The 14,901-nt window shown below is 73.6% G+C and carries 16 protein-coding genes; 7 read left to right on the top strand and 9 right to left on the bottom strand.

Annotated features, from left to right (window positions below; genetic code table 11):
- Positions 1–18: 18 nt before the first annotated feature.
- Both ACIO6U_RS16150 and ACIO6U_RS16145 read right to left on the bottom strand, forming a co-directional pair.
- Positions 19–342 carry an AzlD domain-containing protein gene (locus tag ACIO6U_RS16150; protein ID WP_401719432.1) on the bottom strand — a complete coding sequence of 108 codons (324 nt, stop codon included), beginning with the start codon at positions 340–342 and terminating at the stop codon, positions 19–21.
- The gene (locus tag ACIO6U_RS16145; protein WP_401719430.1) at positions 339–1,052 is read right to left on the bottom strand and encodes an AzlC family ABC transporter permease; all 714 of its coding nucleotides are present in this window, start codon (positions 1,050–1,052) and stop codon (positions 339–341) included. The genes ACIO6U_RS16150 and ACIO6U_RS16145 overlap by 4 nt, the downstream gene beginning before the upstream one ends.
- Positions 1,053–1,131: 79 nt before the next feature.
- On the opposite strand from ACIO6U_RS16145, the gene ACIO6U_RS16140 reads away from it, so the two are divergent.
- Entirely contained in the window at positions 1,132–1,767 is a 636-nt protein-coding gene (locus ACIO6U_RS16140) for a helix-turn-helix domain-containing protein (RefSeq protein ID WP_401719427.1), read from the top strand.
- 47 nt (positions 1,768–1,814) lie between these two features.
- Here ACIO6U_RS16140 and ACIO6U_RS16135 read toward each other — a convergent pair whose 3' ends face one another.
- Positions 1,815–2,756 (bottom strand): hypothetical protein, encoded by a 942-nt coding sequence (locus tag ACIO6U_RS16135; protein WP_401719425.1) that lies wholly within the window; start codon positions 2,754–2,756, stop codon positions 1,815–1,817.
- A 108-nt stretch (positions 2,757–2,864) separates the two neighbouring features.
- Positions 2,865–3,332: a hypothetical protein gene (locus ACIO6U_RS16130; RefSeq protein WP_401719422.1), complete on the bottom strand. Its 468-nt coding sequence runs from the start codon at positions 3,330–3,332 to the stop codon at positions 2,865–2,867.
- A 158-nt stretch (positions 3,333–3,490) separates the two neighbouring features.
- Here ACIO6U_RS16130 and ACIO6U_RS16125 point away from each other — a divergent pair, with 158 nt between their 5' ends.
- Positions 3,491–4,249: a crotonase/enoyl-CoA hydratase family protein gene (locus tag ACIO6U_RS16125; RefSeq protein WP_401719419.1), complete on the top strand. Its 759-nt coding sequence runs from the start codon at positions 3,491–3,493 to the stop codon at positions 4,247–4,249.
- Positions 4,250–4,320: 71 nt separating this feature from the next.
- Positions 4,321–4,848 (top strand): ATP-binding protein, encoded by a 528-nt coding sequence (locus ACIO6U_RS16120; protein WP_401719417.1) that lies wholly within the window; start codon positions 4,321–4,323, stop codon positions 4,846–4,848.
- A 244-nt stretch (positions 4,849–5,092) separates the two neighbouring features.
- Here ACIO6U_RS16120 and ACIO6U_RS16115 read toward each other — a convergent pair whose 3' ends face one another.
- Positions 5,093–5,587 (bottom strand): anthrone oxygenase family protein, encoded by a 495-nt coding sequence (locus ACIO6U_RS16115; RefSeq protein ID WP_391163703.1) that lies wholly within the window; start codon positions 5,585–5,587, stop codon positions 5,093–5,095.
- 399 nt (positions 5,588–5,986) lie between these two features.
- On the opposite strand from ACIO6U_RS16115, the gene ACIO6U_RS16110 reads away from it, so the two are divergent.
- The 3 genes from ACIO6U_RS16110 (at position 5,987) to alc (ending at position 9,374) form a co-directional block, all read left to right on the top strand.
- A complete protein-coding gene (locus ACIO6U_RS16110; protein ID WP_401719414.1) occupies positions 5,987–7,039 on the top strand; it encodes an AraC family transcriptional regulator in 1,053 nt (350 codons plus the stop codon).
- A 122-nt stretch (positions 7,040–7,161) separates the two neighbouring features.
- Positions 7,162–8,085, top strand: a complete 924-nt coding sequence (locus tag ACIO6U_RS16105; protein ID WP_355339283.1) for a LysR substrate-binding domain-containing protein — start codon at positions 7,162–7,164, stop codon at positions 8,083–8,085.
- 59 nt (positions 8,086–8,144) lie between these two features.
- Complete coding sequence (alc, locus tag ACIO6U_RS16100; protein WP_401719411.1) at positions 8,145–9,374, top strand: allantoicase; 1,230 nt, start codon at positions 8,145–8,147, stop codon at positions 9,372–9,374.
- 73 nt (positions 9,375–9,447) lie between these two features.
- Here the strand turns inward: alc and ACIO6U_RS16095 are convergent, their stop codons facing one another.
- The 4 genes from ACIO6U_RS16095 to ACIO6U_RS16080 are packed head-to-tail and all read right to left on the bottom strand — an operon-like array spanning position 9,448 to position 12,557.
- The gene (locus tag ACIO6U_RS16095; protein ID WP_401719408.1) at positions 9,448–10,572 is read right to left on the bottom strand and encodes an aminoglycoside phosphotransferase; all 1,125 of its coding nucleotides are present in this window, start codon (positions 10,570–10,572) and stop codon (positions 9,448–9,450) included.
- A complete protein-coding gene (locus ACIO6U_RS16090; protein WP_355339292.1) occupies positions 10,569–10,994 on the bottom strand; it encodes an ankyrin repeat domain-containing protein in 426 nt (141 codons plus the stop codon). The genes ACIO6U_RS16095 and ACIO6U_RS16090 overlap by 4 nt, the downstream gene beginning before the upstream one ends.
- A 9-nt stretch (positions 10,995–11,003) precedes the next feature.
- Entirely contained in the window at positions 11,004–11,723 is a 720-nt protein-coding gene (locus ACIO6U_RS16085; protein WP_401719405.1) for a hypothetical protein, read from the bottom strand.
- A gap of 33 nt (positions 11,724–11,756) precedes the next feature.
- Positions 11,757–12,557 carry a maleylpyruvate isomerase family mycothiol-dependent enzyme gene (locus tag ACIO6U_RS16080; protein ID WP_401719403.1) on the bottom strand — a complete coding sequence of 267 codons (801 nt, stop codon included), beginning with the start codon at positions 12,555–12,557 and terminating at the stop codon, positions 11,757–11,759.
- A 286-nt stretch (positions 12,558–12,843) separates the two neighbouring features.
- On the opposite strand from ACIO6U_RS16080, the gene ACIO6U_RS16075 reads away from it, so the two are divergent.
- A complete protein-coding gene (locus ACIO6U_RS16075; protein ID WP_401719400.1) occupies positions 12,844–14,895 on the top strand; it encodes a DUF5107 domain-containing protein in 2,052 nt (683 codons plus the stop codon).
- Positions 14,896–14,901 lie beyond the last annotated feature (6 nt).

The raw sequence follows: 14,901 nt of genomic DNA, 5'->3' as shown, positions 1-14,901 counted from the left end.
GTCACGTCCGTACCGCTTTCAGCTCGCGCCCAGCAGCCGCAGCGCCGCCGTGGTGGCCGCGGCGGCGAGCACCACCACGAGGAAGGGTGCCCGGCGCCACGCGCACAGACCGCCGACGGCGACCCCGGCCGGGCGGGCGGCTCCGGCGAAGCCGTGGCCCTCGGTGAGGGTGGAGGTGGCGACCAGGGCGGCGAGCAGCACGACGACGCAGAGCGCCATCAGCCGTTCCAGGCGCGGCGAGAGGGTGACGCGGGCGCGCAGCACGGGCCCGGCGAAACGGAAGGCGAAGGTGCCCGCGCCCAGGGCGGCGGTGGCGAGCAGCAGGCTCGTCCCCGTACTCATCGTCCCGCTCCGGTCCGCACGGCGGGGTCCGGCTCCTCGCGACGACCGCCCGCCCGCGCCGCTCCGACCCCGGCCAAGGCGAGCAACACCGGCAGTCCGGCGGGCAGATACGGCGTCGCGGCGAGTGCGATCACCGCTCCGGCCAGCGCTGCCCTGCGCGTCGCGGAGTCACCGAGGGACGGCAGTACCAGGGCCAGCAGCACGGCGGGGAAGGCCGCGTCCAGCCCGAAGGCGTCGGTGTCGCCGACCGCGCCGCCGCCCAGAGCTCCCAGGACGACACCGGCGTTCCAGCAGACGAACAGGCCGATGCCGCACGCCCAGTACGCCGCCCGCCGCCGTTCCGGTTCGCGCTGGGCGAGGGTGAAGGCCACGGTCTCGTCCGCCATCAGATGGCTGCCCGCGATGCGGCGGAGCGGCCCGGCGCCGAAGACGTCGCCGACCGCGAAGCCGAACGGTACGTGCCGCGCGTTCACGAGCAGGCCCGCGACGACCGCCGCCACCGGATTGCCGCCCGCCGCCACGATGCCGATGAACATGAACTGCGACGCGCCCGCGAAGACCACCACCGACAGGAGCATCGGCAGCCACACCGGCAGGCCGAGCCCCACGGCGATGGCGCCGAACGACACCCCGACGACGGCATCGGCGACGCAGACCAGGGCGATGTCCCGCACCAGGTCCTTCTCCGGAGTTCGCCATATCGAACGCATCGCCGCCTATAATGAACGGAGCGAGGATCGTTCGTCAAGGCGAACGAGTGGACTAGTTTGGCGAACGAAGGGTGCGGCGATGGCGGCGGACAAGGGGGCGCACGCGTCAGGAGAGTCGGGGGAGCCGGGACGCGGCGCGGACGAGAACGGACGGGAGCGGCAGAGCGGGCGGGCACCGCTGGCGGCCATCGCGGAATCCCTCCAGCGCGAGCGCCGCCGCGCGGGCCTGTCCCTCGCCGAGGTCGCCCGCCGCGCGGGCATCGCGAAATCCACGCTCTCCCAGCTCGAATCGGGCACCGGCAACCCCAGCGTCGAGACCCTGTGGGCGCTGAGCGTCACCCTGAACGTGGCCTTCGCCCAGCTCGTCGACCCGCCCCGCCCCCGCGTCCGCGTCGTCCGCGCGGGCGAGGGCGTCGCCTTCGCCGCCGAGCGCGCGGATTACGTGGCCACGCTCCTCGCTTCCTGCCCGCCGCACGCGCGCCGCGACATCTACCTGGTGTCCGTACAGCCCGGCACCGCCCGCGAGTCCGACCCGCACGCGCCCGGCATGATCGAGCACGTGGTGCTCAGTACCGGCCGCGCGCTGGTCGGCCTCACGGACGATCCCGTCGAACTCCACCCCGGCGACTACATCGCCTATCCGGGCGACGAGCCGCACATCTTCCGCGCGTTGGAGCCGGACACCCTCGCGGTGCTCGTCCAGGAACACCACTGACGCCGCCCTGAGTCAACTCCGCGTGCAGTGCCCGTGGTGGCGGTGCGTCAGCCCGCGCGGAGCGTCAACGCGGCCGTGTGCAGGGTGCCTTGTGTGCGGAACTGGAGGAACAGCCGCCAGTCGCCCGCCGTCGGAAGCTCGGCGTGGAAGGCCAGTTCGGGGCCGCCGTGATCGCCGTTCACGGCCGTCGTCGGATGCAGGTGCGCGAACGCCAGATCACCGGCGTGGAACGCCGTCAGGTGCGCGTACGTCCCCAGGTACGGCTGGAGATCGGTCACCGGGCGGCCGTTCCTGGTCACGGTCACGGCCAGCGGATGCGCCATGCCCGACATGCCCGCCATGATGTCGCCCTTCACCGTCACCGTGTAACCGTCCACCGTGGCGCTGGTCTTGGGCGCGGGCAGCGGCACGGGCGACGAGGCGGTGCCGGGGACCGTGACCGTACGGCTCAGGACGACGTCCGTCCCCTTGCCGGGGCCCGCGTCCGGCGTGAAGGACGCGAAGAACCGCCACGCGCCGGGTGTGAGCGCCGCCAGCCGCGCCGTCCAGGTGCCGTCCTTCGCCATCCCCGGATGCACGTGCTGGAAGCCGGTGAGATCGGACCGGACGGCGTAGAAGTGCATCCGCTGCGTCTGGTCGAGCGCGAAGGCGGTCAACGGCCTGCCGTCGGGCGCGGTGACGGAGAAGCGGTACGTGGCGGGCGCGCCGGAAGGCAGTCGCGCGTCGGGGGAGACGAGGCGGTAGCCGTCGCGGTCGGCGGACAGGCCGTTGGCGGAGGCTGGGGCGTCCATGCCGTCCATGCCGTCCATGCCGTTCATGGAGGGTGTGGACGCGGTGGGCGACGTGGGCGACTCGGGTGACGACGCCGGGGCGTGGCCGTGCGCCTGGCCGGCGGTCGGGGAGGAGCCGCCGCCGCAGGCGGTCAGGCCGAGCAGCAGAGCGCAGGTCGCGGCGGTGGCCGCGAGGAGAGCGGGCCGGAGTGTTCGCATGATGCTCTTTCGGGTGAGCGCGCGGAAAACGGCGCGCATATGGATGCGATGCGGACGGATGTGAGGGCGCGACACCGCACCGGGAACTCCCCGGCGCGGCGGGCCTCTTCACGTCCGCGCGACGCACACCCGCAGCAATATCGCCCGCCCGCCCGGCGGCGGAGCGCGCCGCCGGTCCCGAGACGGCGCGGTGCCGGAGGCGGCCAACCCCGCCCCCAGCAACGGCGGTACGGCGAAGGCGACCTGTGCCCAGCCGGTGAGCGGTGCCCGCGCGCGTACGGGCGTGGCCCAACACGTACCGCCGGAGCCGGTCTTGGCGACGTGGGGGGCGGGGGCCTGCGGCCGTACGTGCGGAGTCGAGTGGGTGGTGGCGGCGACGGGCGCGGTAGTGGACATCCGCGCGATACCCATGTCCGTGCCCATGCTCATGGCCATGGGCGCGCCGTGGCAGCCCTCGCTCGCGGAAGCCGGTGCGCCGTGCATGAAGAACAGCCCGAGCAGGACCGCGCACACCGCCAACAGCCGGGGCGTACGCGGCCGGTGCGCGTGTGCCGTACCGTCGCCGTCCGCTGTCACCCGGTTGACGATATACCCCCAGGGGGTGTCTTGCTCAGGCGGGTGCCCGCGTGTTAACGCTGCGGGTACACGGTCCATGTGCGATGCCCGCGACGCATGGACACATGGACACGTAAACACGTAGACACGCAGACGGCCGACAGGAAGGGGTGCGAGAAATGTCCGTACGCAGCGAGCGCGAAGGCGCCGTCACCACCGTGGTGCTGTCCAGGCCGGAGGCGCGCAACGCGGTGGACGGGCCGACGGCCGCCGCGCTCGCGGACGCCTTCCGCGCCTTCGACGCGGACGAGGAGGCGGCCGTCGCCGTCCTCTGGGGCGAGGGCGGCACCTTCTGCGCGGGCGCGGACCTCAAGGCGATCGGCACCGCACGCGGCAACACGGTCGCCGACGACGGCGACGGCCCGATGGGGCCGACCCGTATGCGGCTCGGGAAACCGGTGATCGCCGCCGTCTCCGGGCACGCCGTCGCGGGCGGCCTCGAACTCGCGCTCTGGTGCGACCTCCGCGTCGCCGAGGAAGACGCCGTGTTCGGCGTCTTCTGCCGCCGCTGGGGCGTGCCGCTGATCGACGGCGGCACCGTACGGCTGCCCCGGCTGATCGGCGCGGGCCGGGCGATGGACCTCGTCCTCACCGGCCGTCCGGTCGACGCGGCGGAAGCCCTCGCCATCGGCCTCGTCGACCGCGTCGTCCCGACCGGCACCGCCCGCGCCGCCGCCGAGCGACTCGCGGCCGAGATCGCCGCCTTCCCCCAGACCTGCCTGCGCGAGGACCGGCTCTCCCTGCTGGAGCAGGAAGGTCTGCCCGAAGAGGCCGCCCTGGCCGTGGAGTTGGCGCACGGCCGGATCTCCCTGACCGAGGCGGCGGCGGGCGCCTCCCGTTTCGCCTCCGGCGAGGGCCGCCACGGATCGTTCACCTGACGCCGTACGCCCGCTGTCGGCCGTACGCGCCGGCGCCGTAGTCCTGTCGGGGTCCCCGGACGGCCGCCCACGTGCCCGTTGTGCTCGCGGGCATGATCGTCTGGCTCAACGGCACCTTCGGCGTCGGCAAGACCACGACGTCCCGGCTGCTCACCGAACTCCTCCCCGACGCGCGGATCTTCGACTCCGAGACGGTCGGCTCCATGCTGCGCCCCGTCCTCGCCTCGGTCCCCGTCGCCGACTTCCAGGACCATCCGCCGTGGCGCGCCCTCGTGGTCAAGACGGCCGCGCAGATCCTCGGTTACGTCGGCGGGACGCTGGTCGTACCGCAGTCGGTGCTGGTGCGGGCGTACTGGACCGAACTGCGGGACGGGCTCGCGAAGTCCCGCATTCCGCTGCGGCACTTCGTGCTGCACGCCGACCCGTTGACGCTCGCCGCGCGGATCGACACCCCGAGGGCACCGGCATCCGACGCTGGCGGCACGACCACCTCGCCCCGTACGCCGACGCCCTCCCCTGGCTGCGCGAGGAAGGCGAGATCGTCGAGACGGCGGACATCGCCCCCGACGAGGTGGCGCGGCGGATCGCGGCCGCAGTGACCGCCCAGGGCGTGTCCGTGAAGTCGCCTCTGGCTGGCAGCGCCTGGCACGCACGCCCGCCCGCGTCGCCGGAATACCCCGAATAGCTCCGCTTTGAGGCCACCCCGGCGCCTTGCGCTCAGGGGCCCCGGACGGAGTCCGGGGAACACCACACGCCGCCTGGACCGCCCATGATCCGCCGGACACGCCTTAGGTCGTAACGGCCGCGAAGCCGCGTGCCGTTCGCCCGTCGGCCCGGCGGGGGTCATCCCCGGCCCAGCCGCAGGGCCCAGGCGAGGCAGCCGAGCGCGGCCGTCGTGGTCAGGACGCGGGCGACGTTCCAGCGCAGCCAGGCGGACTCGAACTGCTCCCGGACGGCGGCGAGATCGCGGATCTTCGACGGGTCGCCCGCGGCGGCGAGCTTGTCGTTGAGCGGGACGTTGAAGCCCATGGTGACGACGAGCGAGGCGGCGTAGAGGGCCACCCCGGCGATGATCCACGGCAGCGCGGGCCGTCCGTCGCCGCGCCAGTGCAGCGCCGCCGCGATCCCGCCCAGGACCAGGGCGCCGCCGAAGGCGAGGCTGAACCAGCCGTTGAGTATGGCCACGTTGACGCGTTGCATGGCCTCCACGAACGTCCGGTCGTCGGAGGCGGCGAGGCCCGGCATGACGGCGACGGAGAAGGCGAAGTACAGGCCCGCCATCAGGCCGGTGGCGAGCGTGGCGGCGAGCAGCACGAGACTGCGGATGTCGCCGGACATGGCAACTCCTCTGGGTCCTCGGGGACGAGCGGTCGGATTCCGGCCCGACTCGGGCCGCTGGTAGGCGGGTTGGCGGTCCCGACCGGAGCGGTCCCGACCGGAGCGGTCCTGCGGGAGCGGCCGCTCCCGGCGCGGCTGCCGCTCCGGGTCCGCCGCGCCGCCGCCGGACATCGGCTGAGGCGGCGGCGTACCGTACGGCCACGCCGCGTAATGCTGCTGGTGCGGAGCCTGTTGAGGTGGCTGCTGAGGTGGCTGTCGAGGTGCCCGCTGAGGTGTCCGGTCGCGGGGCGCGGTATGCGCGTTCGGTGTCATGGCCTCAGTGAAACGGCGGCGAGGGCGGCGGGACCATCGTCGAAAAGCTCACCCCCATGCGCGGGCGTCCAGTCCTAGGCTGGGCGCATGGACGCACTGGCGAATCTGCTGGACGGGCCGCGGGCCCGAGGCGCCTTCCTGCTGCGGTCGATCCTCACCCCGCCCTGGTCGCTGCGGATCGAGGACCGGGCGCCGCTGACGCTGGCCCTGATGGTGCGCGGCGACGGCTGGGTGGTGCCGGACAAGGGCGACCCCGTACGGCTGTGCCCCGGTGACATCGCGGTGATCCGCGGCCCGGAGCCGTACACGGTCGCGGACGCGCCGGCCACCGAGCCGCAGATCGTCATCCATCCAGGACAGGTCTCCGCGACCCCGCAGGGCGTCGAGCTGTGCGAGGAGATGGACCTGGGGGTCCGGACGTGGGGTGATGTGCCGCCCGAGGCGGTGGGTAGGGTCGGGGCGCCGGGACCGGTGCGGTCCGTGTCGGGAGCTGTCGGCGTCGGCGCAGGTCAGAGGGGTGCCGGTACCGCCGAGGACTCCGTGGTGATGATCACCGGGACGTATCAGATGCGCGGCGAGATCAGCCAGCGGCTGCTCTCCGCCCTGCCGCACGTCCTGGTCATGCCGGGCGACGCCTGGGCCAGCCCGCTGCCCGCACTGCTGTGTGAGGAGATCGTCAGGGACGAGCCGGGGCAGGAGGTCGTCCTCGACCGGCTCCTCGACCTGCTGCTGATCGCGGTGCTGCGCGCCTGGTTCTCCCGCCCGGAGGCCGGCGCGCCCGCCTGGTACGTCGCCCAGAGCGACCCGGTCGTCGGCCCCGCGTTGCGCCTGCTGCACGACGACCCCGCGCACCCGTGGACGGTCGCGGCGCTGGCCGCCAGGACCGGCGTCTCCCGCGCCGCCCTCGGCCGCCGGTTCACCGATCTCGTCGGCGAACCGCCCATGTCGTACCTGACCAACTGGCGGCTCTCCCTCGCCGCCGACCTGCTGCGCGAGCCGGACGCCACCATTGGCGCCGTGGCCCGCAAGGTGGGATACGGCAGCCCCTTCGCGCTCAGCGCCGCCTTCAAGCGCGTCCGCGGCATCAGCCCGCAGCAGCACCGCGAGGGTGTGGTGGCGGAGGGGAGCGCGGCGTCCTGATCCGTCCGGCGGGCGCGCGGGGGCCTTCGGGGGGGCGTACGGGCGCCTCGTACGATTCCTGCGTCCCATGCACCGTTCGGTTTGAGCCGGGGTATCGGGCCGGAATTGTTTAGGCTGGCTGCATGAAGGACTGGGATCTCCGCAAGCTGCAAATCCTCCGCGCGCTGCGCGACACCGGTACGGTCACGGCCGCCGCGGGCGCGCTGCGGATGACCCCGTCGGCCGTCTCGCAGCAACTGGCCGCGCTCTCCAAGCAGATCGGCACGCCGGTGTTGGAGGCGCGCGGTCGCGGCGTACGGCTGACCGGCGCCGCGCACGTCCTGCTCAGACACGCCGAGGTCGTCTTCGCGCAACTCGAACGCGCGGGCGCCGAACTCGACGGGTACGCACAGGGCGAGGTCGGCGTCGTGAAGGTCGGCGCCATCGCCACGTCCATCACGCGCCTGGTGGTGCCCGCCGCCCGGCTGCTGCGCCGCGACGCGCCCGGCATCACCTTGTCGGTGCGCGAGGCGGAGGCCGCCGAGGTGTACGAGGAGCTGGCCGCCGGAGACGTGGATCTCGCGTTGTCGCTGGCCGTGGACGCGCCGACGGCCCGCGACACGCGCTTCGTGATCGCCCCGCTGCTCACCGACCCGCTGGACATCGCGCTGCCCGCGACGCATCCGCTGGCCGCCGCGCCGGGGCTGCGACTGGCCCAGCTCGCCGAGGACCCGTGGATCTTCGGCAGTCGCGGACCGTGGCGCGAGATCACCCTGGCGGCCTGCGCCGAGGCCGGATTCGTGCCGGAGCAGGCGCACGCCGCCGCCGACTGGCCCGCGATCTTCGCCCTGGTCGCGGCCGGAATGGGGATCGCGCTGGTGCCGCGGATGTCCGCGTCCGGCGCCCTGACCCAGGACTTGGCGGTACGGCCGCTGGACGTGGACCGGCCGCGGCGCCGGATCGTGGGCGCGGTGCGCGGCGGCTCGCAGGACGCCCCGCTGCTGCGGCGGACGCTGGGGGCGCTGCGGCGGGCCGCGGAGCTGGACCCGACCATGCAGTTGGACTGAACAATGGCTTCAGTAAGTTTCGATGGACGTGAAGGGTCGGGTCGGCCGAGAGTAGAGGCATGACGACGACAGAGACGCATGAGACGACGGCAGCGGGATCGGCGCCGGGGACGGCACCGGCTGGGGGAACGGCTGGGGGAGCGGCGGCAGGCGCGGCGGCCGGGACCGGGGCCGGCACTTTCACGGACCTGACCTCCTTCACGGGTGACGCGCTTCCTTACGGCGGCGGGAACCCCTTCGCGGACTACCGCCGCGTGGAGCTTCCCTTCGCGGGTCTCGCGGACCTGGCCGACCGCAGGCTGGGCGCGGGGGTGGTCGCCGCTAATGACGAGTTCTTCGCCGAGCGGGAGAATCTGCTGGTGGCCGGGCCCGCGGTCTTCGACTCCGAGCGCTTCGGGCACAAGGGCAAGATCATGGACGGCTGGGAGACGCGGCGCAGGCGGGGGGCGTCCGCGCAGGTCCCGCACCCCGATCCGGCCGACCACGACTGGGCGCTGATACGGCTGGGGACGCCGGGCGTGATCCGCGGCCTGGTGATCGACACCGCGCACTTCCGGGGCAATTACCCGCAGGCGGTGTCGGTGGAGGCCACCGCGCACTCGATGTCGGCTGCGCCCGAGGATCTGCTCGACCCGGCGGTGGAGTGGACCGAGCTGGTCCCGCGCACGGCGGTCGGCGGGCACGCGGAGAACGCGTTCGCGGTGCATGTGGAGCGCCGCTTCACCCACCTGCGCCTGCGGCAGCACCCCGACGGGGGGATCGCCCGGCTGCGGGTCTACGGCGAGGTGGCGCCCGACCCGGGGTGGCTGGCCGAGCTGGGCACCTTCGACCTGGTGGCGCTGGAGAACGGCGGCACGGTGGAGGACGCCTCCGACCGCTTCTACTCCCCGCCCGAGCACACCATCCTGCCCGGCCGCTCCCGGAAGATGGACGACGGCTGGGAGACCCGCCGCCGCCGTGACACCGGGAACGACTGGATCCAGTACCGGCTCGTGGACCAGGGCGTGATCCGTGCCATCGAGATCGACACGGCCTATCTCAAGGGCAACGCGGCGGGCTGGGCGACGCTGTCGGTCCGCGACGGGGAGGACGGCGAGTGGATCCCGCTGCTGCCGCGGGTCAAGCTCCAGCCGGACAGTGTGCACCGCTTCCTGGTCAACCCGATACCGGCCACCCACGTCCGGATCGAGATCTTCCCCGACGGCGGCATATCCCGGCTGCGGCTGCACGGCTCGCTGACCGAGCGCGGCGCGACCAGCCTGGCCGAGCGGACGGAAGCCATCAGCTAGCGCGAGGCCGACATCGGGCAGGCCCCCGTGGGGGAGGGGGCCCCGTTCGTCAGGGTCTTCTGCGGGAGGGTCCTCAGCGGGCGGGGCTGAGGATCTGTTCCGACCAGGAGACCAGGTGCTCGAAGAGGCCGGTCCTGCGGCGGAGTACGGCCAGGGGGTCGTGGTCCACGTCGTAGGCGGCGGAGCCGACCCGGCCGCCGACGGCGAGGCGGGTGAGCATCAAAGGGGCGAGCCAGCAGTATTTGGCGGCGCCCGCGGCGGCCACCGAGCGGCGCAGCTCGTCCTCGCCCAGGGCGGCCCCGGCATCGCGGGCACCGGCCAGATAGCCCTCGATGACGGCGGCGGAGATCTCCGGCAGCAACGCCCCTGGTATCAGGCCGTCGGCGACGCAGTCCGGGATGAGGTTGGCGATGTCCTCGCCCACGGCGCCCTCCCCGACGAAGGCCCAGTCGAGCAGGACGGTACGGCCGCCGGCCGGTCGGGCGGCCGGGGCGCCGGGGGAGTGCGCGGGGGAGTCGTTCTGGGCGATCAGGTTGAGCGGCCAGACATCGAGGTGGCACAGGGTGCGGGGGCCGGATTCGGCGGCGGCGAGCAGGGTGTCGCGCTGCTCCCACATACGGCGCAGGCCGGTGCGCAGGGCGGCGGGCCAGACGGCGGCGGCGTCGGGCAGGTCCCAGGGGAGTTCAGCGGGCAGGGACTTGCTCTCCACGTACTGGCGGAGCCAGCCCCGGGAGAGCCAGGGCTCCGCAGGGAGCCGCCCGGTCCAGCGGGCCTGTGCGAAGCCGAGACCATGGGCGAAGGCGGCCAGGCGCTCCACCGGCCACTGTGAGCCGGGCACCCCGGTGACGTCCTCCAGCCACAGGGCGAAGGAGCCGTCCGCCCGCTCGTCCGCGGCGAGCAGGCGGGGGCCGTCGATCCCGGCGTCGGCGAAGACGGTCGCGGTCAGGCCGTCGCGGTAGGCGAGCGGCTCACGGCGCCAGTGGTTCCAGTGCCGCGGCTCGGGGCTGGTCTGCCAACTGCCCGAGCCCTTGGGGACGCACACCTTGAGAACCGCGCTGCCGTCGGGGCCGGTCACCCGCCAGATGCCGTCGGTGGCCTGGTTGTCCTGATTGTGGGTGAGTTCGGTGTAGGACCAGGTGGGTGCCGCACCGCCGAGGGCCGAGGCCACCCAGGAGGGGACGAGCGTCGCGGGGGTCACTGGGCGCCGAAGAGCTTCAGCAACTCGTCCTTGCCGAACATCCGGGCCGTGTCGACCGCGGACGGCACGCCCGCGGCCGGGTCGGCGCCGCCGTCGACCAGGGCGGTGATGACGTCCTGCTCGCCCTTGAAGACGGCGCCGGCCAACGGGGTCTGGCCCCGGTCGTTGGCACGGTCCGGCTCCGCGCCGCGGGCCAGCAGCGCCCGCACGGTCTGCCCGTGACCGTGGTAGGCGGCGAGCATCAACAGGGTGTCACCGCGGTCGTTGGTGAGATTCGCGGGGACTCCCGCGTCGATGTAGGCGGCCAGTTTGTCGGTGTCGCCCTGCCGGGCGAGGTCGAAGACCTGGGCGGCGAGCTGAAGCAGCTCGGGGTCGTGAGCGGGCTCGCTCTCGGCGGCGGGATCGGGCGTCGGCTCGGTCATGATCCCAGCCTACGCAGCGGGGCACTGTCCGTTGAAGAAGGAGATCACCACGCGTCGCGGCGCGCCCTGGCCGACCTGGACGTCCACCGGGACGCAGGCGTGGCCGTCACCGGCGACGAAGAAGCCGCCGATGAAGACGACGGGCTGGGCTGGGCAGGCGTCGAAGGTGATCGCGGGCGCCGGGGTGGACCCGAAGGCACGGCCGTACTCCAGTCCGGCCTTGGCCCGCTGCTCGGCGCCGATGGTCAAGGTGACCGTCGACCCGGTCCGTATGGAGGCGGCGACCTTGTAATGCCAGCCGTCGGAGTTGTGGTAGCCGTGGCCGGTCTGGTCGCCGTCGGCCAGGGCGCGCAGACCGGTCCAGGTGAGGGGACCCACCGTCACATCGTTCTTCGCGGTGGCCGGTGCGGCGGACGACGAAGCGGAAGCATCGGAAGAAGAGGAAGTAAAGGAAGGGGAGGTGGGTGCGATGGTGGTCGAACCAGTGGATTTCGCGGGGCTGTTGCCCGTGGTCACCTCGGTGGCGGAGCCGCCGGGCGAGCGCACGGCTTCGACGCACGCCACCGGGCGGGGGTGCTCGATGCTGCCGACCGGGGGCGGTGCCTCGATGGTGACGCGGGCGGAGTCGGTGGCGACGGGGCGGTGCGTGGAACCGCCCGAGGAGCAGGCGGACAGCAGGGCGATCACCCCTAACGCCACACCGGACGCTCGTATCCCGCGACCAGACATGCGCATCACTCCCTCACGCAGGACGGTACGTGGTCAGCCGAGCGGCGGCCAGACCACCAACTGCCGTACCAGCGCGGGGTCTCCGGTCAGCCGCAGCGCGTCGGCCCCGTCCCAGGGGGCCCTGCGGTACAGCGCCAGCAGCAGATCGCTGGCGGGGCCGGAGAGGGTGGCACCGGGCTCCGGGCCGTCGCCGGGTCCGCCGCGGACCGCCGAGGCACCGGTGGTGTCGAGGATCAGGGTCCAGGCCGGGCCCTCGTCGGCGACCAGCGCGACACGGGCCGGTGCGTGCGGCCAGCCGTCCATCGAGCCGAAGCCGACGTGCAGGAATTCATCCAGGGCGTCGGCGGCGAGGGCGGGCGGCAGCGGTTCGGTGACCCCCGCGGCCTCCTGTGCGTCGCGGGCGTGGACGGCCGCCTCCTGGACCTGGTGGCGGGCGACGGAGCCCGAGGTCGCCGCGTTGCCCGACTCCGCCCACCAGGTCCAACAGCCGGTGTCGGGACCGGCCGCCCGCAGGGCGTCGAGCAGCAGCACCGTCGAGGCCGCCGACCAGGACGGCAGGTCGTCCCCCGGCATGCGGTCGCCGAGCACCCCGTCCGACGGCGGCCGGACGGCGGGGCCCGCGGCGACCGTCGCCGCCCAGAAGCGCTGCACCTGGCCGACATGCGTCAGCAGATCCCGGACGGTCCAGTCGGGGCAGCCCGGAATCCGGGCCTCGACGGGTGCGGCCCGCGCGGCCTCGCGCAGGACCGTGGACCGCTCCTCGATGAGTTCGAGCCAGTCGGTGAACCGGAGTTCGGGCGAGGCCGGCGTCTGCGAGGAGCGCGAAGTCGTCATGGCCACCGTTGTAGCAGCGACCACCGACAATGCCCCCGGTCCGGCGGCCGGGACAGCCCGCGGGCTCCCTGTCCGGTGCGGTGCGCGGAAGATCGAGAAGGCCGCGCCCGGCCGGTCCCGCGGCCGAATTTATGGCCGGATTTCTGACCGATTCCACAGGTTTTGCCCAACCCTGACCACGGCGGGCTCTGTTCACCGCGACGGGAAACCTGTTCCATGGTCATCAGACGGCCGCCGCGACCGAAGGCGGCCACGTGTGCCAGAAGAGGTGGCCTTGCCTACGACCGTGCGGCGTACCGCTGTGAGCATTCCGGCCGCGGCCCTCGGCCCGGAGAACCCGCTGCCCGCATTGCGCCCGCTCGACGAGCTGCACCGGCTGGACCTCAAGGACCGCGAGGGACTGCCCGCCGACATGGCCAGGCAGCTCGGCTACGCGCCGCTGCGCTCGGTGCTGCCGGTCCGCGTCCTCGACGGCTACGGCCGGGACCGCGCCCCGGCCGACCTCGACGCACTCGTCATCGAGAACGACCGCATCCGCGCCACCGTGCTGCCCGGCCTCGGCGGCAGGCTGTACTCGCTGGTCCACAAGGCGACCGGACGTGAACTGCTCTACCGCAACCCGGTGTTCCAGCCCGCCGCGTTCGCGCTGGCCGGTGCCTGGTTCTCCGGCGGCGTGGAGTGGAATCTCGGCGCCACCGGCCACGCCGCCCACACCTGCGCCCCGCTGCACGCCGCCCGCGTCCCCGCCCCGGACGGCGGCGAGATGCTGCGCCTGTGGGAGTGGGAGCGGCTGCGCGACCTGCCCTTCCAGATCGACATGTGGCTGCCCGCCGACTCCGACTTCCTCTACGTCGGCATCCGGGTCCGCAATCCGCACGAGCGCACCGTGCCCGCCTACTGGTGGTCCAACATCGCCGTTCCCGAGACCGACCGCACCCGGGTGCTCGCCCCCGCCGACGCCGCCTGGCACTTCGGCTACAGCCGCACCCTCAGCCATGTGCCGGTCCCCGCGCCCGACGGCGCCACCGACATCACGTACACCACCCGCTCCGAGCACGCCGCCGACTACTTCTTCGACGTGGCCGACACCGACCGCCGCTGGATCACCGCGCTCGACGGCGAAGGACACGGCCTCGTCCAGACCTCCACCGACCTGCTGCGCGGACGCAAGCTCTTCCTGTGGGGCCACGGCCGCGGCGGGCGGCGCTGGCAGGAGTGGCTGACCGAGCCCGGCACCGGCGGCTACCTGGAGATCCAGGCCGGTCTCGCCAGGACGCAGCTCGAACACATCCCCATGGCCGCGGATTCGGAATTCTCCTGGCTGGAGGCGTACGGACCGCTCGCCGCCGACCCCGCGCTCGTGCACGGCGACGACTGGTCCGCCGCGCGCGCCGAGGCCGGGGGACGACTCGAGGCCGCCCTCCCGCGCGCCACCGTCGACGCCGCCTACACCGCGTGGCTGGCGCACGCCGACACCGACCCCAAGGACGTGCTCGCCACCGGCTCCGGCTGGGGCGCCCTCGAAAGCGAGCGCGGCCACTTCCACCTGCCCGGCACCCCGTTCCCCGCCACCACGCTCGGCGACCCGCAGAAGCCCTGGCTGGAACTGCTGCTCGCCGGGATCTTCCCGAGACCCGCCGCCGACGCGCCGCCGGGACCCGCGCTCGTCTCCCCGGAGTGGCGCGAACTGCTGGAGTCCGCCGACACCTATCCCGGCAACGAGTGGTTCCGCGACTACTACCTCGGCATCGCCCAGTGGGCCGCGGGCGACCGCGCGCAGGCCGTGCGCAGTTGGGAACGGTCGGTCACCGCCCACCCCTCGCCGTGGGGCCTGCGCGCCCTGGCCGTCGCCGAGGCCGACGCGGGCCAGACCGACCGCGCCGCCGACCGCTACCTGGCCGCGTACGACAGCCTGCGCGAGACGTTCACCGCGCTCCCGGACCGCCCGGACGTCCGGCGCGCCCTGATCGTCGAGGCCGTGCCCGTCCTGCTCGCCGCGGGCCGCGCCGCCGACGCCGAACGCGTCCTCGCCGATCCGGACCAGGCCCCGGAGGGCGACCGGCACGGCCCCGACTGCGGGCGGCTTCGGCTGCTGCGCGCGCAGACCGCGCTCGCCCGCGGTCAAGTCGCCGAGGCCCGCGCGCTGTTCGACGAGGGCTTCGTCGTGGAGGACCTGTACGAGGGTGCCGAGGCCCTGACCGACACCTGGTACGCCATAGCCGAGCGCCTTGTCGCGGGCGACGGCCCCGTCACCGACGACATCAGGACCCGCGCGCGGGCGGAACACCCGCTGCCCGCCGCGTACGACTTCCGGATGCGGCCGGAGACGGTGCCGTAGGGAGCG

Source organism: Streptomyces sp. NPDC087422, assembly GCF_044744145.1.
Classification (GTDB): domain Bacteria; phylum Actinomycetota; class Actinomycetes; order Streptomycetales; family Streptomycetaceae; genus Actinacidiphila.
Note: the sequence above shows the minus strand (reverse complement) of the source record. Positions and strands in the feature narration are given on the sequence as shown.

Coding starts and splice junctions, on each gene's coding strand:
- ACIO6U_RS16085 (WP_401719405.1), bottom strand. CDS start 11,723: ATGTCTGGTCGCGGGATACGAGCGTCCGGTGTGGCGTTAGGGGTGATC.
- ACIO6U_RS16145 (WP_401719430.1), bottom strand. CDS start 1,052: ATGCGTTCGATATGGCGAACTCCGGAGAAGGACCTGGTGCGGGACATC.
- ACIO6U_RS16140 (WP_401719427.1), top strand. CDS start 1,132: ATGGCGGCGGACAAGGGGGCGCACGCGTCAGGAGAGTCGGGGGAGCCG.
- ACIO6U_RS16090 (WP_355339292.1), bottom strand. CDS start 10,994: ATGACCGAGCCGACGCCCGATCCCGCCGCCGAGAGCGAGCCCGCTCAC.
- ACIO6U_RS16150 (WP_401719432.1), bottom strand. CDS start 342: ATGAGTACGGGGACGAGCCTGCTGCTCGCCACCGCCGCCCTGGGCGCG.
- ACIO6U_RS16105 (WP_355339283.1), top strand. CDS start 7,162: ATGAAGGACTGGGATCTCCGCAAGCTGCAAATCCTCCGCGCGCTGCGC.
- ACIO6U_RS16115 (WP_391163703.1), bottom strand. CDS start 5,587: ATGTCCGGCGACATCCGCAGTCTCGTGCTGCTCGCCGCCACGCTCGCC.
- ACIO6U_RS16110 (WP_401719414.1), top strand. CDS start 5,987: ATGGACGCACTGGCGAATCTGCTGGACGGGCCGCGGGCCCGAGGCGCC.
- ACIO6U_RS16125 (WP_401719419.1), top strand. CDS start 3,491: ATGTCCGTACGCAGCGAGCGCGAAGGCGCCGTCACCACCGTGGTGCTG.
- ACIO6U_RS16135 (WP_401719425.1), bottom strand. CDS start 2,756: ATGCGAACACTCCGGCCCGCTCTCCTCGCGGCCACCGCCGCGACCTGC.
- ACIO6U_RS16080 (WP_401719403.1), bottom strand. CDS start 12,557: ATGACGACTTCGCGCTCCTCGCAGACGCCGGCCTCGCCCGAACTCCGG.
- alc (WP_401719411.1), top strand. CDS start 8,145: ATGACGACGACAGAGACGCATGAGACGACGGCAGCGGGATCGGCGCCG.